The organism is Mesorhizobium sp. B2-2-3 (genome assembly GCF_006442405.1).
Classification (GTDB): Bacteria; Pseudomonadota; Alphaproteobacteria; order Rhizobiales; family Rhizobiaceae; genus Mesorhizobium.
Map to the genome: position 1 here is coordinate 33,910 of NZ_VFWC01000003.1, position 19,671 is coordinate 53,580.

At 64.5% G+C, this 19,671-nt stretch carries 17 protein-coding genes and 1 pseudogene; 16 read left to right on the forward strand and 2 right to left on the reverse strand.

What is annotated here, in order from left to right; translation table 11 throughout:
* Nucleotides 1-18 precede the first annotated feature (18 nt).
* The 5 genes from FJ951_RS06060 (at nucleotide 19) to FJ951_RS06080 (ending at nucleotide 6,690) form a co-directional block, all read left to right on the forward strand.
* Nucleotides 19-1,032: an ABC transporter substrate-binding protein gene (locus FJ951_RS06060; protein ID WP_140492600.1), complete on the forward strand. Its 1,014-nt coding sequence runs from the start codon at nucleotides 19-21 to the stop codon at nucleotides 1,030-1,032.
* A 49-nt stretch (nucleotides 1,033-1,081) separates the two neighbouring features.
* Nucleotides 1,082-2,545, forward strand: a complete 1,464-nt coding sequence (locus FJ951_RS06065) for a sugar ABC transporter ATP-binding protein (protein ID WP_140513968.1) — start codon at nucleotides 1,082-1,084, stop codon at nucleotides 2,543-2,545.
* A gap of 1 nt (nucleotide 2,546) precedes the next feature.
* On the forward strand, nucleotides 2,547-3,521 hold the full coding sequence (locus tag FJ951_RS06070; protein WP_140513969.1) for an ABC transporter permease: 975 nt from the start codon (nucleotides 2,547-2,549) through the stop codon (nucleotides 3,519-3,521).
* A gap of 3 nt (nucleotides 3,522-3,524) precedes the next feature.
* A complete protein-coding gene (locus FJ951_RS06075) occupies nucleotides 3,525-4,472 on the forward strand; it encodes an ABC transporter permease (protein ID WP_140513970.1) in 948 nt (315 codons plus the stop codon).
* A 145-nt stretch (nucleotides 4,473-4,617) separates the two neighbouring features.
* Nucleotides 4,618-6,690: a 3-hydroxyacyl-CoA dehydrogenase NAD-binding domain-containing protein gene (locus tag FJ951_RS06080; RefSeq protein WP_140513971.1), complete on the forward strand. Its 2,073-nt coding sequence runs from the start codon at nucleotides 4,618-4,620 to the stop codon at nucleotides 6,688-6,690.
* 26 nt (nucleotides 6,691-6,716) lie between these two features.
* Here the strand turns inward: FJ951_RS06080 and FJ951_RS06085 are convergent, their stop codons facing one another.
* Entirely contained in the window at nucleotides 6,717-7,523 is an 807-nt protein-coding gene (locus FJ951_RS06085) for a LuxR C-terminal-related transcriptional regulator (RefSeq protein WP_140513972.1), read from the reverse strand.
* Between the two features lie 119 nt (nucleotides 7,524-7,642).
* Between FJ951_RS06085 and FJ951_RS06090 the strand changes: the two genes are divergently transcribed.
* The 6 genes from FJ951_RS06090 (at nucleotide 7,643) to FJ951_RS06115 (ending at nucleotide 13,471) form a co-directional block, all read left to right on the forward strand.
* Nucleotides 7,643-8,779 carry an ABC transporter ATP-binding protein gene (locus tag FJ951_RS06090; protein WP_140513973.1) on the forward strand — a complete coding sequence of 379 codons (1,137 nt, stop codon included), beginning with the start codon at nucleotides 7,643-7,645 and terminating at the stop codon, nucleotides 8,777-8,779.
* Entirely contained in the window at nucleotides 8,760-9,923 is a 1,164-nt protein-coding gene (locus tag FJ951_RS06095) for a spermidine/putrescine ABC transporter substrate-binding protein (protein WP_140492580.1), read from the forward strand. Before FJ951_RS06090 ends, FJ951_RS06095 begins: the two co-directional genes overlap by 20 nt.
* Before the next feature lie 77 nt (nucleotides 9,924-10,000).
* Complete coding sequence (locus FJ951_RS06100; protein WP_140492578.1) at nucleotides 10,001-10,858, forward strand: ABC transporter permease; 858 nt, start codon at nucleotides 10,001-10,003, stop codon at nucleotides 10,856-10,858.
* Nucleotides 10,858-11,670, forward strand: a complete 813-nt coding sequence (locus FJ951_RS06105; RefSeq protein WP_140513974.1) for an ABC transporter permease — start codon at nucleotides 10,858-10,860, stop codon at nucleotides 11,668-11,670. Before FJ951_RS06100 ends, FJ951_RS06105 begins: the two co-directional genes overlap by 1 nt.
* Nucleotides 11,671-11,680: 10 nt before the next feature.
* Nucleotides 11,681-12,442, forward strand: a complete 762-nt coding sequence (locus FJ951_RS06110) for a glucose 1-dehydrogenase (RefSeq protein ID WP_140492572.1) — start codon at nucleotides 11,681-11,683, stop codon at nucleotides 12,440-12,442.
* A gap of 324 nt (nucleotides 12,443-12,766) precedes the next feature.
* A complete protein-coding gene (locus FJ951_RS06115; RefSeq protein ID WP_140513975.1) occupies nucleotides 12,767-13,471 on the forward strand; it encodes a hypothetical protein in 705 nt (234 codons plus the stop codon).
* 29 nt (nucleotides 13,472-13,500) lie between these two features.
* Here the strand turns inward: FJ951_RS06115 and FJ951_RS28375 are convergent, their stop codons facing one another.
* On the reverse strand, nucleotides 13,501-13,695 hold the full coding sequence (locus FJ951_RS28375; RefSeq protein WP_181167274.1) for a hypothetical protein: 195 nt from the start codon (nucleotides 13,693-13,695) through the stop codon (nucleotides 13,501-13,503).
* A 222-nt stretch (nucleotides 13,696-13,917) separates the two neighbouring features.
* Here FJ951_RS28375 and FJ951_RS06125 point away from each other — a divergent pair.
* The 5 genes and pseudogenes from FJ951_RS06125 to FJ951_RS06145 form a co-directional block, all read left to right on the forward strand.
* Nucleotides 13,918-14,295 (forward strand): annotated as a pseudogene (locus FJ951_RS06125) (nucleotide disphospho-sugar-binding domain-containing protein); the annotation flags it as partial.
* Between the two features lie 54 nt (nucleotides 14,296-14,349).
* Entirely contained in the window at nucleotides 14,350-15,723 is a 1,374-nt protein-coding gene (locus FJ951_RS06130; protein WP_140514411.1) for a glutamine synthetase family protein, read from the forward strand.
* Between the two features lie 2 nt (nucleotides 15,724-15,725).
* Nucleotides 15,726-17,024 (forward strand): FAD-binding oxidoreductase, encoded by a 1,299-nt coding sequence (locus FJ951_RS06135; RefSeq protein WP_181172203.1) that lies wholly within the window; start codon nucleotides 15,726-15,728, stop codon nucleotides 17,022-17,024.
* A gap of 199 nt (nucleotides 17,025-17,223) precedes the next feature.
* On the forward strand, nucleotides 17,224-18,429 hold the full coding sequence (pcaF, locus tag FJ951_RS06140) for a 3-oxoadipyl-CoA thiolase (RefSeq protein WP_140513976.1): 1,206 nt from the start codon (nucleotides 17,224-17,226) through the stop codon (nucleotides 18,427-18,429).
* 150 nt (nucleotides 18,430-18,579) lie between these two features.
* Nucleotides 18,580-19,611 (forward strand): BMP family protein, encoded by a 1,032-nt coding sequence (locus tag FJ951_RS06145; protein ID WP_140513977.1) that lies wholly within the window; start codon nucleotides 18,580-18,582, stop codon nucleotides 19,609-19,611.
* Nucleotides 19,612-19,671: the final 60 nt, after the last annotated feature.

Genomic DNA, 19,671 nt, shown 5'->3' on the forward strand with positions numbered 1-19,671 from the left:
ACTCGGGAGGAGTATGACATGAAGAAACTGTTCGTCCTGGGCACCCTTGCAGCGGTGCTCGCAGCCGGTACGGCGTTTGCCGACACCAGCGGCAAGAAGATCGCTTTCTCCAACAATTACGCCGGCAATTCGTGGCGGCAGGCGATGCTCGACAGCTACAACGCCGTCACCAAGAAGGCGGTGGCCGACAAGGTGGTCGGGGCCGCCGATGTCTTCACGACGGCCGACAAGGAAGTGCCGACCCAGGCAGCCCAGGTGCAAAACCTGATTCTACAGGGCTATGACGCCATCGTCATCAACGCCGCCTCGCCCGACGCGCTGAACGGTGCAATCAAGCAGGCCTGCGACGCCGGCATCGTGGTCGTTTCCTTCGACGGCATCGTCACCGAACCCTGCGCCTACCGCGTCGTCGTCGACTATAAGGACATGGGCAAGCAGGAAGTCGAGCATATGGCCAAGTTCCAGCCCAAGGGCGGCAACCTGCTCGAGATCCGTGGCCTCGCCGGCACCTCGATCGACGACGCCATCCATGCCGGCATCCTCGAAGGCGTGGCCGCCCATCCCGAGTTCAAGATCGTCGGCTCGGTGACCGGCGACTGGGACCAGACGACGGCGCAGAAGGCGGTGGCGACCATCCTGCCCTCGCTGCCCGAAATCGTCGGCATCGTCGACCAGGGCGGTGACGGCTATGGCGCCGCGCAAGCCTTCGCCGCCGCCGGCAAGCCGCGCCCGACCATCATCATGGGCAACCGCCAGGACGAGCTGAAATGGTGGAAGGAACAGAAGGAAAAGGACGGCTACCAGACCTGGTCGGCCTCGATCGCGCCCGGTGTCTCGACGCTCGCCTTCTGGGTGGCGCAGCAAGTGCTCGATGGCCGCAAGGACATTCCGCACGACCTGCTGGTGCCGTATCTCGCCTTCACTCAGGACGATTTCGAGGCCGCTCTGCCGAAGATCAAGGAGGGCGGTGTCGCCACGCACGAATACACACAGGAAGATGCCATCGCGGCCATCAAAGCCAATATCAAGTGAATGTCGCACACGCGTTGCCGTGCACATCGCCGACCGGATATCGTTGAGCATGCCTGAAGGGAACGCGGACATCATCAGACTGAGCGGCGCCGAAAAACACTTCGGCGCCGTTCGCGCGCTTGGCGGCGTCGACTTCATTGTCGGGCCCGGCGAGTGCGTCGGCCTCGTCGGCCACAACGGCGCCGGCAAATCGACGCTCATGCACATGGTGGCGGGCACGCTGACACCCGACAGCGGAACGATCGGCGTGCATGGTGAGGCCGAGGAGAACTACTCGGTGTCGCGGGCACAGCAGCTCGGCATACGCTGCGTGTTCCAGGAATTGTCGCTGTGCCCCAATCTCAGCGTCGCCGAGAACACGCGCATCAACCACGCCTCGCTCACCGGCTTCGGCTGGCGGCGCAAGGCGGCCGAGCTGATCACGGCCAAGCTGGACGAAATCTTTCCCGACCATGGCATCTCGGCGGCCGACATCGCCGGTGACCTTTCCATTGGACGGCGACAGATGGTGGAGGTGGCGCGCGCGTTCACGCTGACCCGCGAGCCGCTGCACCTGGTTATCCTCGACGAGCCGACGTCCTCGCTCGACGCGCACACGGCGGGTCAGCTGCTTGCCTTCGTGCGCCGCTTCGTCGCGTCGGGCGGCAGCTGCATTCTCATCTCGCATGTGCTGGGCGAAGTGCTGCAGAACGCCGATCGCATCGTCGTGATGCGCGACGGCAAGGTTGTCGGCGCCGACGCGGCGAACGCTTTCGACCGCGATAGGCTGGTCGCCACCATGGGCGGCGCCGAAGGACATCGGAGGACCGCCACCGAAATCCGGAAAGCCGAGGCCGGCCCGTTGCGCGTGCGCGCCCGGCCGGCGCGGCAGCAGGACGGCAAGGAGCTAGTGGCCCGCGCCGGCGAGATCATCGGACTTGCCGGCCTGGCCGGCCATGGCCAGACCGACCTGCTGCTGGCGATCTTCGCCGCGGCATCGCGCGCCAGGGCCGGCGTCGAGGTCACCGCACCGGTGGCGCTTGTGGCCGGCGACCGCCAGGCGGACGGCATCTTTCCGCAGTGGTCGATCGCTGAAAATATCGGCATCCGCTCGCTGGCTCGGCTGCGCAACGGGCTGCTGATCTCGCCGCGGCGAGAGGCCGAACTGGCCGGGTTCTGGCAAAAGAAGATCGGCATCCGCACGCCGGATATGAACAACAACATCTTTTCGCTGTCGGGCGGCAACCAGCAGAAGGCTTTGTTCGCCCGGGCTCTCGGCTCCGACGCCGGGATCGTGCTGATGGACGACCCGATGCGCGGCGTCGACATCGGCACCAAGCTCGAGGTTTACGATCTCGTGCGCGAGGAGGCCGGCAAGGGCCGCACCTTCCTCTGGTACACCACGGAAACGGAAGAACTCGACAATTGCGACCATGTCTATGTCTTCAAGAACGGCCGCATCGTCGCCAATCTGACGCGCGACGAGCTGACGGAAGAAAAGATCATCCAGTCCTCCTTCGGCGACGCGGCCTGAGATGACGGCCGTCTCTGTTCAACACGGTTCGAAGACCTTTGGGAGCGGGGCGGCACGCGCCCGCCTACTGCGTGGGCTGCTGCCGGCGCTGTCGCTGGTGCTGGTGCTGCTCGCCATCGCCTGGCTCAATCCGCGCGCCATCAGCTATTTCGGCTTCGGCCTGATGCTCAACCTGGCGATCCCGATCGCGCTGGCGACGATCGCGCAGATGTTCGTCATATCGGGCAACGAGCTCGACCTGTCGATCGGCACCTTTGTCGGTTTCGTCGGCTGCGTCACCGCGACCTGGTTGAAGGACGCACCGCTCATTGGGGTTCTCGTCCTGCTCGGATCGATCGGCATCTATGCGCTGCTCGGCGCGCTGATCCATCTGCGCAATTTGCCATCGATCGTGGTGACGCTGGGCATGAGTTTCGTCTGGCAGGGGCTGGCCATCCTGGTGCTGCCCAAGCCCGGCGGCAAGGCGCCGGACTGGCTGCTGGCGATCATGGCGTTCAAGCCGCCCTTTGTGCCCTTCCCGATCATCGCCGCGCTGCTGATTGGCCTCATCGTCCATTTCGGCCTGATGCGCACCTCCTATGGCGTCATCCTACGCGGCTCCGGCGGCAACCCGGCTGCGCTCAAACGTGCCGGCTGGTCGCTGCTCAAGACCAAGGTCGTGTTGTTCGCGCTGACGGGTCTGTTCGGCGTGCTGTCCGGCATGGCGCTGATCGGCATCACCACTTCGGCCGATGCCAATATCGGCAATGGCTACACGCTGCTTTCGATCGCCGGCGTCATCCTCGGCGGCGGCGAATTCGTCGGCGGCCGCGTGTCGCCGATCGGCGCGGTAATCGGCGCGCTGACGCTGGCGCTGGCGGCATCGCCGCTGCTCACCTTCATGCACATCCCGCCCGACTGGCAGGTGGCGGCCAACGGCGCCATCCTCATCATCGTGCTGGCGGCGCGGGTGCTGATCAGCCGCAAGGAGAGGTGAGCGATGATATTGCTGAGGTCGCTGACCGCCAAGCCTTGGATCTGGTCGTTCGTCGGCGCGCTTGTGGTGTGGCTGGCGACCATCGCTTTCACCGGCGGCTATGGCGCCGGCGGCATGGTCACCGCCGCGCTGTCGCTGGCCGTGTTCACCGTCATCGTCGGCGTCGGCCAGATGTTCGTCATCACGCTTGGGCCGGGCAATGTCGACCTGTCGCTGCCGGCCAATATCGGGCTCGCCAGCGCGGTGGCCATGAAGGTGATGGGCGGCAGCGATGCCATGATCGTGGTCGGGCTGCTGGCCGCGCTTGCCTGTGGTGCCGCGATCGGTGCCGTCAACTATCTGCTGATCTGGGCGCTGCGAATACCGCCGATCATCGCCACTTTGTCGGCGAGCTTCATCATCCAGTCGGTCGACATCAGCTATGGGCGCGGATTGCAGATCAAGCCGCCGCCGGGCTTTGCCGATTTCGCCAACCGGCAGGTTCTCGGCATTCCGGTGCTGGCGGTTCTCACCGTGCTGTTTACCATCGGTGCGGCCATCGCCTTGCAGCGCATGATCTATGGCCGCTCGGTGCTGGCGATAGGCCAGAACATCCGCGCCGCCTGGCTCGCCGGCGTCAATGTCGGCCGCGTCCGTTTCCTCACCTACACGCTGTCGGGCGCGCTCGGCGGCATCGACGGCGCGCTGCTCGCCGGTTATTTCCGCGGCGCCAATGTCGATATCGGCAACGAGTATTTGCTGGCTTCGATCGCCGTGGTGGTCATCGGCGGCACCTCGGTGGCCGGCGGCAAGGCCAATGTCCCCGGCGTCTGGGGCGCAGCACTGTTCCTGGTGCTGCTTTTGACCATGCTCAACACATTCGGCTTCAGCGCCGGCGTGCGCCTGCTTTTGACCGGGCTGATCATCGTCGGCGTCATCACGGCGGCAGGCGGGGAGAAGGCGGTGCGGTGATATTCGCTTCTCTTCAACCGCAACTCGCCAGCGTGCCGTCTTACAGCCTGTCCTGACAAGTCCTGTGCCAGTGCGGCACGCGGTTCCCATTCGCGGCGCAGCCTAGTAAACCCTCCGGATCGCAGCCGGTGTCGGGAGGGTCAACTTGTCCAATTTTGTCAGCGTCGCCAGGGACAGCGACGTCGCCATCGTCACCATCGACAACCCGCCGGTCAACGCGCTGAGCTTTCATGTCCGCGAACCACTGATGCACGCGCTGGCTGCCTTGCGTGACGACGCATCGGTCGGAGCCATCGTCGTCGCATGCGCGGGCCGGACCTTCGTCGCCGGCGCCGACATCACCGAATTCGGCAAGCCCGTGCAGCAGCCCGAGCTGCGTGCCATCATTGGGACGCTGGAAACCATCGCCAAACCTACGGTCGCCGCCATCCACGGCACCGCGCTGGGCGGCGGGCTGGAGCTGGCGCTCGGCTGTCACTTCCGCGTTGCCGATGCCGACGCCAGGCTCGGCCTGCCCGAGGTGAAGCTTGGACTGCTGCCGGGCGGCGGCGGCACGGTGCGGCTGCCGCGCCTCGTCGGCGCGATCAAAGCGCTCAGGATGATCGTTTCCGGTGCGCTGGTCGGTGCTGATGAGGCGCATGAAGCCGGACTGGTCGATGCTGTGTTCGAGAGTAACGTGATCACGCATGCCGTGAACTTCGCCAGGGAGATCGCTCGCAAGGGCGGGCCGTTCACGCCGGTGCGCGATCGCGATGACGAGATCAAGAAAACCGAGCTGGCCGCTTTCGATGCCGAGGCGGCGGATCTCGCCAGGAAAGCGCGCGGCCTCGACGCGCCGATCGCTTGCGCGCAAGCGGTGCGCAATACCGTCACGATGTCGTTCGAGGAAGCTCTGGCTGCCGAACGCGCGCTGTTCATGAAGCTGGTCGCCAGCGATCAGTCGCGGGCGCAGCGGCATCTGTTCTTCGCCGAGCGTGAAGCGGCAAAGGTCCCGGGCAAGGATCTTGTCCGGCGCAGGATCGCCCGCGTCGGCGTCGTCGGCGCCGGCACGATGGGCGGCGGCATCGCCATGGCCTTCGTCAATGGCGGTTTTCCAGTCACCTTGTTGGAGACCAGCCAGGAAGCCTTGCAGCGCGGGCTCGGCATGATCGACAAGAACTATGCCGTCTCGGTCTCGCGTGGCTCCTTGACCGAAGACGCCAAGCGCCAACGCCTCGCTCAATTCAAGGGCTCCACCGACTATTCCGACCTCGCCGATTGCGACCTGATCATCGAGGCGGTGTTCGAGGACATGGCGGTCAAGAAAGAGGTGTTCGGCAAGCTCGATGCCATGGCCAAGCCGGGAGCGATACTCGCCACCAACACCTCCTATCTCGACATCGACGAAATCGCCGCCTCGATCTCGCGCCCGCAAGACGTGCTCGGCCTGCACTTCTTCTCGCCGGCCAACGTCATGAAGCTGTTGGAGATCGTGCGCGCCGACAAGACCGCGCCCGACGCGCTGGCAACCGTAGTCGACTTGGCGCGGCGGATCGGCAAGGTGGCCGTCGTCGTCGGCGTCTGCCACGGCTTCGTCGGCAACCGCATGCTGGCCGCGCGCGGCTCCGAATCGGAAGCCTTGCTGCTGGAAGGCGCGACGCCCAGCCAGATCGACAAGGCCTTCACCGATTTCGGCTGGCCGATGGGGCCGTTCCAGATGGGCGATCTCGCCGGCCTCGACATTGGCTGGCGCAACCGCAAGGCGCGAGGCCAGACGGCCGTGATCGCCGACATGCTGTGCGAACAGGGGCGTTTCGGTCAGAAAACCGGCCGTGGGTTCTATCTTTACGAGAACGGGTCACGTATGCCGGTCCGGGACCCGCAGGTCGAGGCGCTGATCCGCGGTAAGGCAGCCGAGAAGGGCATCGCGCCGCGCGAAATCAGCGCGGAAGAAATCATCGAGCGCACCCACTACCCACTAATCAATGAAGGAGCGAAAATCCTCGAAGAAGGGATAGCCGCCCGCGCCTCCGACATCGATGTCATCTGGGTCAACGGCTATGGCTTTCCCATCGGCAAGGGCGGGCCGATGTTCTGGGCCGGCCTCGAAGGCGCGACCGGGATCGTCCAGCGGCTCGAATATTGGCATCAGCGGACGGGCAAGGATGTTTTCAAGCCGGTGCGGCTGCTGAAACGGATGGCCGAGACCGGCTCCTGGGAAGCTGGTGCAAGACCCTGATCGAAAGGTGGTCGAAGTGGGTCGGACTATCTTATCCGCGCGTCGATGATTTCGACAAAGCGGGCAAAAAGGCCGGCCTGCGACTTGATCTTGAGCTTGCGATAGATGTTGCGGCGATGGACCTTCACCGTCCCCGGCACGATGCGCATGGCCCGGGCGATCGATTCTGTGGAATGCCCTTGCAGCACCAGGTCGACGACATGCTTTTCGCGCGGCGTCAGGGACAGACTCTTCCAGATATGGGCGCGATCGAACTCGTTGACCGCCGCCAATGCATCGTCTTGCCCGGCCTCGGCCGGCTCGTCGGCGGGAAGGGCGGGCCAGCGCAATCGGGCGAAGGCGACCACCGCCGGCGCCATGTCGCGCAGCAGTCTGGCGTCGGCGGTCCCGAACGGACCTGAAGCGCGCAACCGCATCAGCGACAGCACCAGCGCATCCTTGCCCGGCAGCGGAACGAAGAAGCCGACCTCCTCGGCCAGCCTGGTCTGGCTGTAGTAGGAGCGAAAATATTCGCTGGCGTAGAAGCGGTCGGGCGCCAGCTCGCGCATGCGCCAGAACCCTTCCTTGCGTTCGACCGCCGCGTGATGGAACGGGTCGAGCAGGTATGGGCCTTCCTGATAGAGCGCGACGAAGACATGGCTCTCGGCCGACGAGAAGGTCTCGAACAGCAGCGGCGGACGGGCAGCGCCGCGGTAGCCGAAGATCACGCAATGATCGAAGTCGACGTGCTGCCGCAGCCAAGCGACCATCGCCCTGCCGAAGACGTCGCCGCTCGTCTCCCGCGTCGCCGCGACCAGCGCGGCGAGCTGGCTGTAGTCGTCGCTGCGGGACATCCAATACCCCCTTAAACAAGAAAATAGGTCAGATATACCACCTGCGAGGTATATACTAGCTGCCATTGGCTCTGGTAGCGTCCCGAAATCGCATCGTCCTGTCGCTGGAGCCCGCAGCCTTGACCGCAGTGCCCGACATCGAGTTTCGCGGCGTCACCAAGCGCTATGGCGCGGTGACCGCGGTCAGCGGCATCGATCTGGCCGTGCCGCCCTCCGCCTTCGTCGCCCTGCTCGGACCATCCGGCTGCGGCAAGACGACCTGCCTGCGCATGATCGGCGGCTTCGAACAGCCGAGCGAGGGCAAGGTGCTCATCCGCGGCCAGGACATGGCCGACACGCCGCCCTACAGGCGGCCTGTCAACATGGTGTTCCAGCAATATGCACTGTTCCCGCATTTGGACGTGAACGACAATGTCGCCTACGGGTTGCGCCAGGCACGACCGCGGCTGTCGTCGCGCGAGATCGGCCTGCGGGCAGGCAAAGCGCTGGAAATGGTGCGGCTCGCCGGTTATGGCGGCCGCAAGGTCCACGAACTGTCCGGCGGCCAGCAGCAGCGTGTCGCTCTCGCCCGCGCGCTGGTCAACAAACCGGCGGTGCTGCTGCTCGACGAGCCGCTGGCGGCGCTCGACAAGAAGCTGCGCACCGACATGCAGATCGAATTGCAGAACCTGCAACGCGAGATCGGCATCACCTTCGTGCTGGTCACCCACGACCAGGAGGAAGCGCTGTCGATGAGCGATTTCGTCTGCGTCATGAATGGCGGCCGCATCGTTCAGCTTGGGCAGCCGAGCGAGATTTATGACGAACCGGCCGACCTGTTCGTCGCCGATTTCGTCGGCAAGACCAATCTCTTGAGCGGCGCCGTCGCAGGGCATTCGGGCGATCTGGTGGATGTGAAGCTGGCCGATGGCACCGTCATCGCGGCGCGCAAGCGGGTGGATTTGCGGCAGGGCGAAACCGTTTCGGTCAGCCTGCGTCCTGAATCGCTCAGTCTCGGTGGCCCGACTAGCGGCCCGCTCAAGGGCATCGTCCGCAACCGGATCTTTCTGGGCTCCACGGCGGAATACGCAGTCGAGGTCCAGGGCATCGGAACGCTGCTGGCCAAGGCCGACCACATGATCGGCCAGGGCAATCTCTTCAAGCCGGGTGAACCCGTCGCCATCGGCTTTGCCGCCGGAACGCCGTTGGCGTTCGCGGATCCAAAGAACAACGGGACCAACCAGAGGGTAGAAAAACATGTCGAAATCATATCGTGACGGACTGCCGATAAGCCCCGAGAATTTCGTCGACCAGCTGATGCGCCTCAAGCGCGGCTCGATCGGCCGCCGCGACTTCCTTGGCCTCACCGGCCTCGGCATCGCGACGGCGGTGATGGCGCGCGAGATCGGCATCATGCCGACGCCGGCCTTTGCCGCCGAGAACCTCGGCGACCGCATGTCGATTGCCACCTGGCCCAACTATCACGACCCGCAGACCTTCGAGAATTTCAAGAAGGACACAGGCGTGGCCGTCGAGGTCAACGTGTTCGGCTCGAATGAGGAGATGCTGGCCAAATTGCAGGCCGGGGCGTCGGGCTGGAGCCTGTTCGTGCCGACCAATTACACCATCTCGACCTACAAGAAGCTCGGCATCATCGAGCCGTTGGACATGGCCAAGCTGCCGAATTTCGACGGCACGCAGGAAGACCCGCGCTTCACCTCGGAAGGCACGATCGACGGCACGATCTACGCCGTGCCGAAGAATTGGGGCACGACAGGATTTGCCGTCAACACCAAGAAGCTGACCAAGCCGATGACGAGCTGGAAGGAATTCTGGGACACCGCCATGACCGAGGGCGACGGCCGCACTATGGTGCACGACTATCAGCTGACCACCATCGGCAATGCGCTGAAATATTACGGCTACTCCTTCAACTCGCTGAAGCAGGACGAACTCGCCAAGGCCGAGGAATTGCTGCTCAAGGTCAAGCCGCATCTGTTCGCGGTGTCTTCCGACTACCAGCCGGGCATGCGCGCGGGCGATGCCTGGATGACGATGTGCTGGACCAATGACGGTGCGCAGCTTCATCGCGACATTCCGGAGATCGCCTATGTGCTGGGCAAGGAAGGCGGCGAGATCTGGACCGACTTCTACGCCATCCCGAAGGACGCGCCGAACAAGCCGGCCGGCTACGCCCTGCTCAACTATCTGATGAACCCGCAGGTCGCGGTCAAGGAGCACCTCGCCAACGGCGCGCCTTCCACCGACGCCCGCGTCAACAAGCTGCTGCCGAAGGAGGTGCTGGACAATCCGATCCTCTATCCGGCGGCCGATCTGTTGACGCCGCTGGAATTCGGCGCTGCTGCAACGCTGACCGATCCGGGCCGCGCCGAGCTGATGGCGCGCTTCAAGTCGGCTTGAGCTAGGCGGGCAACAAATCCCATTCGAGACAACTTGACCGGCGGGCCCAGACCCGCCGGCACCGGGGCAATCCTTCGATGCGCGGCATTCGCAAAAATCTGCTGACGGCCATGCTGCTCGGGCCGGCGGCCGCCTGGCTCGTCGTGTTCCTGGTGCTGCCGTTCATGGCCATCGCCGTCTTCAGCGTCGGCGAGCGGGCGCCGGAGGGCGGCTATCAGGCGGCCTTCACGCTGGCGCAATATGCCAATCTTCCGGCGCGGGCGACCGCGTTCTGGAACACGATGGTGCTGGCTCCGGTGGGCGCGCTCGCCTGTCTGCTCGTCGCCTATCCCGTCGCCTATTACCTCGCCCTGCGGGCGCCGCAGCGCTGGCGGTTGATCCTGCTCGCGCTGGTCGTGATACCGTTCTGGACCAGCCTTTTGATGCGTACCTATGCCTGGATGTACATTTTGGGCGGACGCGGCATCCCGGCGCTGCTCGCCTTTGTCGGCATCGAGGATGTCAGGCTCATCAACACGCCGGGCGCCGTCCTGCTCGGCATCGTCTACGGCTATCTGCCGCTGATGATCCTGCCGATCTATGTCAGCCTCGAGCGGCTCGACCGTCGCCTGCTGGAGGCCTCCGCCGATCTCGGCGCGACGCCGCTCTCCACTTTTCTGGGCGTGACCCTGAAACTGTCCCTGCCCGGCGTGATGACCGGCTTCTCGCTGGTGATGATCCTGCTGCTTGGCGAGTACCTGATTCCGACGCTGCTTGGCGGGGGCAAGGTGTTCTTCATCGGCAATGCGCTGGTCGACCTGTTCCTGCAGTCGCGCAACTGGCCGTTCGGATCGGCCATCGCGATCACGCTGGTGCTGGTCTCGGTCGTGGTGCTGATTGCCGCCAACCGCATCTCGACCCGCGTCTCGGGCGCCCGCCGGGTGGATCTGATCTGATGCGCGCCTTCGTCATTGCCGTCTTCGCCTTCCTCTATCTGCCGATCGCACTGGTCGTGCTGTTCTCCTTCAACGCCGGCCATCATGCCAGCGAGTTCACCGGTTTTTCGGTGCAATGGTACGGCAAGGCGCTGGCGAACCCATTCCTGGTCGAGGCGCTGAAGAACAGCCTGTTCATCGCCACCACCAGCGCCTTGCTGGCGGCGGTGTTCGGCACCGCGGCCGCGCTCGGCCTGGCACGCGTCGGGGTGCGGACCCGCGCCGTCTTCGACGCCTTGCTTGGAGCCGCAATCGTCGTTCCCGGCGTCGTCATCGGCATTTCGACACTGGTCGCACTCGTCCAGCTGTTCGCCGTCGTCAATCCGTTCCTCGCCTCGATCTGGCCGGACGATCAGCCGCCGCGCCTGTCGCTCGGCTATGGTTCGATCATCGCCGCGCACGGCCTGTTTTCGATGGCGCTGGTGACGATGATCGTCGGCACGCGGCTGGGCAGCCTTGATCGCAACTTGGTCGAGGCATCCAGCGATCTCTACGCCACGCCGCTGACGACGTTCCGTTCCATCGTCCTGCCGCAGATCTTGCCGGCGGTGGTCGCCGGCTTCCTGCTCGCCTTCACCTTCTCCTTCGACGATTTCATCGTCGCCTTCTTCGTCGCCGGCGCGCAGACGACGCTGCCGATCTATGTCTTCGCATCGATCCGGCGCGGGGTGACGCCGGAGATCAATGCCATCGCGACGATCGTGCTCGTCGCGTCCGTCCTGCTCGTGGTGCTTGCCCAATGGCAGCTGCGCCAGCGCAAGCCGTCAAACTAAAGGTCGCATCATGATCCTCGAAGACCGCATCGCCGTGGTGACAGGCGCCGGTTCCGGCATCGGGCGCGCCGGCGCCATGATCATGGCCAGGGAAGGCGCGGTAGTCGTCATCGCGGACAGGGATCGGACCAGCGGCGAGGCGACGGCTTCAGATATACGCGCCGCGGGCGGCCGGGCGGAGGCGGTCGCCACCGACGTCTCGGACGACAATGCGGTCGAGCAGCTCCTTGCCGGTACGCTCGACCGGCATGGGCGCATCGACATCCTGCACAATCACGCCGGCATCCAGGTCGGCGGCACGCTGACCGAGGTCGAGACCGGCGGCATGGACGCTTCCTGGCGGGTCAATGTGCGGGCGCAGTTCCTGGCGGCAAGGATCGTCATGCCATCGATGGTCGCACAGGGCGGCGGCGTCATCCTGAACACGGCCTCCAATTCGGGCGTGTTCTACGACCGCGAGATGATCGCCTATGCGACCTCGAAACATGCCGTGGTGGCGATGACCAGGCAGATGTCGCTCGACTATGCCCGCCACAATGTGCGCGTCAACGCGCTCTGCCCCGGCTGGGTCGACACGCCGTTCAATGGACCGTTCATCGCCCAGATGGGCGGACGCGAGGCAATCGAAGCCTATGTCCGCACCAAGATCCCGATGGGCCGCTGGGCCAGCGCCGAGGAGATCGCCGAGGCGATCCTCTTCCTCGTGTCCGATCGGTCATCCTTCATGACCGGCCAGGCGTTGGTGATCGACGGTGGCGAAAGCATCGGCTGAATCAGCCGTCTGGGCCTTCGGCCGATTGGTGAAAAGCGCCGTCGCCTGCGCGTTCTGGGCCAGAGCCGCGTCGCCGGCCGGCAGCGCCGAAATCAACTCTGACCGGCAGTTCGGACCATGGTCCGACCGGCATGGGACTTCAGTACCGCAGCCGTTCAAAGACATAGATTTCCTTTGAATGTCAACCAGTTACTGTGCCGACAGGTTGCCCAGCTCTCTTATTGAGACAGTCTTTGTCTAAAGTTTACTGCGCATAATTAGCGGCTTCTCATACGAACTTACGATAGCAGCGGGCGCAGGGCGGCGTTTCCCCAGGAGACTAACATGACAAACCGGAAAACTGTGTTGGCGGCGCTAGCCGCGCTGGCGCTTCTGGCGTCTCCGGCACTGGCCGGAGCCGGCGGCAACGGGCATAGCAATGGTGGTGGTCACAGCGGCGGCAATGGCAATGGCAATGGTGGCGCCCACGGCAACAGCGGCGCTGCGCACGGTAAGTCCTCGTCGGCCCGCGGGCAGGTAGCCAAGGCGACAAGGGACGCAACGACCACGGTCGATACGAAGACAAAGGTTTCGTCCCTGCCCAAGGAAAAGAACCTCCACGCCAAGCTCGGCCGGTTGAACTCGCTGCAGCGCAACGTCAACGCCTATATGAATTCCAAGAGCAGGAAATTCGCTGCGCTTCAGGCTTTCGTGACGCAGTCGGCAAAAGCCAAGGTCGCACAAACCCAGCTGGACGTCCTGAATTCACAGCTGGACGCGCTGACGTCGCTGACGCCGGACCAGATCGCCGCCATGACCCCCGAGGAGCAGGCGGCCCTGCCTGGACAGATATCGGCTCTGCAGGACCAGATCGACGCCCAGCAGGAAGTGGTCGACGCGGCGGCGGTCGGCACCGACCCGGCCGCACTCGACGCGGCGTTGACCGATATGGCCAACAAGCCCGTCGACGCCGAGGTCACCGCTTGGGCCCAAGGCGTCCTTGCCGGCAAGATCGACGAGACGGCCGCTGCCATGCAACCGACGCCGTAGCATCGCCAGCGACAACGGGGCAGCCGGCCTCACACGTGTTTGCGGCCAATCGCTTCGTGGCCGATGCGTTGTCCGATCACCTTAAGCTGCGGCGGCTGTCGGCATCTATACCGGTGGCCGCCAATGTCTTTCGGCTGCGGCAATCGCTGCGCGAACGTCTGAAAGCACTCGACCAGCTCGAAAGCCGGCAGTATTAGGTTACTGCCGATCTGCTTCGCGTCCATCTGCGGCTCTCGCAAACTGCGACCGCAAGCGGCCGGCCGCGGCGCTCCCGCGCCGTTCGGCATGATCAGCCGGCCGGAATGAAGAGGAAATAATTGACGCGTAAAGCCAGCCCGACCATCGCGCTGTTCCCCGAAGCAGGCTTCGGCGCGGCGCTGAATTGCGTCGGTATCGCGCGGGCCGTGCGGGGCCCCGCCTTCATCTTCCATGCCGGCCTTTCCGGCGTCTTTGCCGACAAGCTGCCGGCGCGCTTCATCGTCAATGTCGGCGGCCTGCGCGACGCTTACCGAGCGGTGCCCGACAATGTCTATCTCGGCGCCTGGTTTCCGCAGTCCTCGGCGGTGGCGAAGTTGGATTTGTCCATCCACCACGGCGGCAACACCGGCTTTTGCGAGGCGCTGCGCTTCTGTGTGGCGTCGCTGATCATGCCCTATTGCCGGGACGGCCACGACAATGCACCTCGCGCCGAAGAGACCGGCACCGGCGATCATATTGGCCGGGACGGCTGGACCGAAGGAGGATTGGAGAGAGCCATTCCCGGCCTGCTGGCCGACGACGCCATGCGCGCCCGCCTCAAGGGAAATGCAGCCAGATGGCGCTGACACCCAGAACGTGGCCGCGCAAGCCATACTCTCTCTGATACGGACTTGAACGAAATGCTTGAGAAGAACACGAATACCGCGCCCTTCAGCGATCCCAAGGCATGGTTGGCGCAGCACGGCATCAACGAGGTCGAATGCCTGGTGCCCGACATGAACGGCGTGCTGCGCGGCAAGGCGCTGCCGACGGCAAAATTCCTCGCGGCGCTGGAAGACCGCGCGCTTTATCTGCCGAGCAGCGCCTTCCTGGTCAGCATAGACGGGCGCTATTCCGGTTCCATCGACGAGGGTTTTGCGTATTCGGACCCCGACATGCGCATGGTGCCCGATGTCTCGACGCTTTGCCTGGCGCCGGGCGCCGGCGCTGGCAAGGCCTACGTCTTCGCCGACGCCTTCCACATGGACGGCCGGCCATGGATGGCCTCGCCGCGCCATGTTCTGCGCGCCGTGCTCGATCTCTACCGGCAGCGCGGCTGGCGGGCGGTAGTGGCGCCGGAGCTCGAATTCTACCTGACCGCGCCCAATCCCGATCCCGACAAGCCGCTGACCGCGCCGACCGGCGGCAATGGCCGCGCCGAGGCCGTGCAGCATCCCTATGACATGGCGGCGCTCGAGGAATATGAACCGGTGGTCCGGCGCGTCTATGACTATGCGGAGGCGGCCGGACTGCCGCTCGATACGCTGATTCATGAATCGGGACCGGGGCAGTTGGAGATCAACTTCCTGCATGGCGACGCGCTGCCGCTGGCCGACAAGGTGCTGCTGTTCAAACGGCTGACGCGCCAAGCCGCCCAGCAAGACGGCATGTATGCGACCTTCATGGCCAAGCCGATCGCCGCACAGGCCGGCAGCTCGATGCATCTGCACATGTCAGTCATCGACGAGGCCGGCAACACGTTGTTTGCCGGCAGCGATGATGCCGATACCGCGATGTTCGGTTATTTCATCGGCGGCCTGCAAAAATACATTCCCGAAATCATGCCGCTGTTCGCGCCCAACGTGAATTCGTTCCGACGCGTTAGACCAAACCACAGCGCGCCGGCCAACATCGAATGGTCGCATGACAACCGTTCCTGCGGCCTGCGCGTGCCGGCCGGCGGGCGCGCCGCGCGGCGGGTGGAGAACCGGCTGCCGGGTGCCGATTGCAATCCGTATCTGGCGATCGCCGGCTCGCTTCTGGCCGGCTATCTGGGCGTCGAACAGAAGCTGGCGCGCTCGGCGGAAGCATCCGGAAATGCCTACAAGATCAAGAGCACGCTGCCGAAAACGATGGAGGAGGCGCTGGATCGTTTCGAGGCCTGTGAACCGGTGCGCAAACTGCTCGGCGAGGACTTCTTCCAGACCTATCTGCGCGTGAAAAGCGTCGAGCTCGACCTGTTCCAGAGCGTGGTGACGAGCTGGGAACGCGACCACCTGCTCTTGAAGGTGTGATCATGGCATCTTCAACGGGTTTCAATTCCGGTCTCGACATCGGCAAGTCCTACTATGTCGCCACCGCCAATCCGGCGCCGGACCATCCGGCACTTATCGGCGATGTCGAGGCCGACCTGGTGGTCGTCGGCGGCGGCTGCACCGGTCTGTCGGCCGCTCTTCACGCCGCCGAACGCGGCTTGAAGGTGGTGCTGCTGGAAGGCGGCAAGATTGGCTGGGGCGCTTCGGGCCGCAATGGCGGCCAAATGATCCCCGGCCTGCGCAAGGGCGCCAAGGGCCTGGTCAAGCTTTATGGGCCTGAACGGGCAAAGGCGCTGTTCGATCTCGCCTTCGAGGCGCGCAGCCTGGTGCTCGACATTATCGAGCGCCATACGATCGACTGTGATCTCAGGCTGACCGGCCATCTGGTCGGCGCGGTCAACGGCTCCGATCTCAGGGATTTGGAGGAAGAGGCGAAATGCCTAGAGAGCGTGATGAAATTCCGCGACGTCGAGATCCTGTCGGCGGCGCAGGCCCGGGCCAAGGTCGACACGCCCTATCACGGCGCGATGTACGAGCCGCTCGGCGGCCACATGCATCCCTTGAATTACACGCTCGGGCTTGCCCGCGCTGCAAGCGCGGCCGGCGTCGTCATCCACGAGAATTCGGTGGCCGTGCGGCTTGAGCGCGAGCCTTCGATCCGGGTCTCGACGTCAAAAGGATCGGTGCGCGCAAAGCATGTCGTGCTGGCTGGCGACGCGCTGCTCAATGGGCTGGAGCCGCGCGTCAACAGCCGCATCATGCCGGTCGGCAACTACATCGTCGCCACCGAGCCGCTGGAGGGCTCCCGCAACGTCATTCCTGCCAATGTCGCGGTGTCCGACACGCGCTTCGTCGTCAACTATTACCGCATGTCGGCCGACGGTCGCCTGCTGTTCGGCGGCGGCGAGCGCTACACGCCGTCGCCGCCGGCCGATATTGCCGGTTTCGTGCGGCCGCACATGGAAGGCACCTTCCCGCAGCTCAAGGGCTGCCGGATCGACCATGCCTGGGGTGGGCTGGTGTCGGTGACGACGTCGCGACTGCCGCATGTCGGGCACTATGGCGAGGTCTATTACGCGCACGGCTATTCCGGCAAGGGCGTCATCCTGTCGACGCTGTCGGGCAAGCTGCTCGCCGAAGCCATCACCGGCGACGCCTCGCGGCTGGACCTGTTCTCGACGCTGACCCCGATGCCCTTCCCCGGAGGCACGGCGCTGCGCGGGCCGCTCTATGTGCTGGGAATGCTGTGGTATGCGATGAGGGATCGGATGAAGCATTGAGCTCGCGGCCAACCCGCTGATCGTGGCGCTGCATCCAAGCGTGATTCGCCAGCAGGGGCAGGAGAGCTGTGGCTGGGTGGTTAAGTTCGCGCAGGCGCTTGACGAAATGCCGGCGCCAAGCGAACCGAGCTACGACATTGCGCGACCTGCACGCGTCGCACCAAGGCGGCGCATGAGGGAAACGGGAGAGCTGACTGACATGGCCGAAGCCTATATCTGCGACTATATCCGCACGCCGATCGGCCGCTTTGGCGGCTCGCTGTCCTCGGTACGCGCCGACGACCTCGGCGCCATTCCGCTGAAGGCACTGATCGAGCGCAATGCCGGCGTCGACTGGCAGGCGGTCGACGACGTTGTCTACGGCTGCGCCAACCAGGCCGGCGAGGACAACCGCAACGTGGCGCGCATGGCGCTGCTGCTGGCCGGCCTGCCGAAGGAAATCCCCGGCTCGACCGTCAACCGCCTGTGCGGCTCGGGCATGGATGCGCTGACCATCGCCGCCCGTGCAATCAAGGCCGGCGAGGCCGAGCTGATGATCGCGGGCGGCGTCGAATCGATGAGCCGGGCGCCCTTCGTCATGCCCAAGGCCGAGACGGCGTTTTCACGCAATGCCGAGATCTACGACACCACGATCGGCTGGCGCTTCGTCAACCCGCTGATGAAGAGTCAGTATGGCGTCGATTCCATGCCGGAGACGGGCGAAAATATCGCCGAGGATTTTTCGGTTTCCCGCGCGGACCAGGACGCTTTCGCGGTGCGCAGCCAGGACAAGGCCGTCGCCGCGCAGTCCAATGGCCGGCTGGCCAAGGAAATAACCGCGGTGACCATTCCGCAGCGCAAGAGCGATCCGGTTGTCGTCTCGAAGGACGAGCACCCCCGCGCTGGCACCACGATAGAGGCCTTGGCCAAGCTGCCGACGCCGTTCCGGCAAGGCGGCACGGTGACCGCCGGCAATGCCTCGGGCGTCAATGACGGGGCGGCGGCGCTGATCGTCGCTTCGGAAGCGGCGGCCAGGAAATACGGCCTGACGCCGATCGCCCGCATCCTCGGCGGGGCCGCCGTCGGCGTCGCGCCGCGCATCATGGGCATCGGCCCGGCGCCGGCGACGCAAAAACTGTGCGCGCGGCTTGGCCTGACGCCAAAACAGTTCGATGTCATCGAGCTCAACGAAGCCTTCGCCTCGCAAGGCATCGCAGTGCTGCGCCAGCTCGGCATCGCGGTGGATGCGCCGCACGTCAACCCGAATGGCGGCGCCATAGCGCTCGGCCACCCCTTGGGCATGTCGGGCGCGCGCATCTCCGGCACGGCGGCGCTGGAGCTGCGCGAACGCGGCGGCCGCTATGCGCTGGCGACCATGTGCATCGGCGTCGGCCAAGGCATCGCTATCGCGCTCGAACGGGTCTGAACAACCGCTCTCCCGGCTAGTCCAGGAGAGTGGATATGATCGATCTGCCAAATTTGACCATGTGGACAAAAGTCCGGACCCGTTCCATAGTTCCTCGTCTGATTTTTAGAACGGCCGGCTCGACACGGCTGTCGAACAGAGGGGACTGCAATGGAAAACCGGAAGAACAAATCTCATTCAACGCGCGAAGGCCTTTCGCGGCGCGACGTGCTTGAGCTGGGCGCGCTTGGCCTGGCCGCGGCGATGCTGCCGGGCGCCGCCTTCGCCAAGGACAAGAAGCTGAAAGTAGCGGCGATCTTCGCCACGCCCATCGAGGAGCCGTGGGACAATCAGATCCATGTCGCTTTGCAGAAGGCCGAGAAGGAACTCGGCATCGAGTATAAATGGTCGGAGAAGGTGCAGACCGCCGACTTCAGCCGCGTCATGCGCGAATATGCACAGGGCGGCTATGAACTGGTGCTGGGCGATGCCTTCGCCGCCGAGCGTGAATCGCGCCGTACCGCCAAGCAGTTCCCGAAGACTGCTTTTCTGTTCGGCTCCGGCGCCGGGCCGGCGGAGCCCAATTTCGGCGTCTTCGACAATTGGATCCACGAGCCCGCCTATCTCTCCGGCATGATCGCCGGCAAGATGTCGAAGTCGGGCACGGTCGGCGCCGTCGCGGCGATGGGCATTCCGGAAGTGAACCGGCTGGTCAACGCCTTCTTCGCCGGCGCCAAGGAGGTCAATCCGAACATCAAGAAGAAGGTCGCCTTCATCGGTTCCTTCTTTGATCCTCCCAAGGCCAAGGAGGCGGCCGTGGCTCAGATCGACGCCGGCGTCGACGTCATCTATGCCGAGCGCTTCGGTGTCATCGAAGCGGCGGTGGAGAAAAAGATCTACGCCATCTCCAATATGTCCGACCAGTCGAGCCTTGGCCCCGACACCGTCATTACCGGCCCGGTCTGGGATATGTATCCCACCGTCGAACAAGCCATAAAACTGGTCAAGGCCGGCGTCTTCACGGCGCAGGACTATGGCGATTTCTCGCGCATGGCCAAGGGCGGTTCTCACCTGGCGCCCTACCATAAGTTTGACAAGACGCTGCCGGCCGAGGTCAAGGACATGGTCGAGAAGAAGAAGGCCGAAATCCTTGAAGGCAATTTCCGCGTCGACGTGGACGAGAACACACCGGTTTCGGATTGAGTTCCTTACCCTCCCCCTAGTGGGGAGGGTCGATCCGCGAAGCGGAGCGGGGTGGGGTCT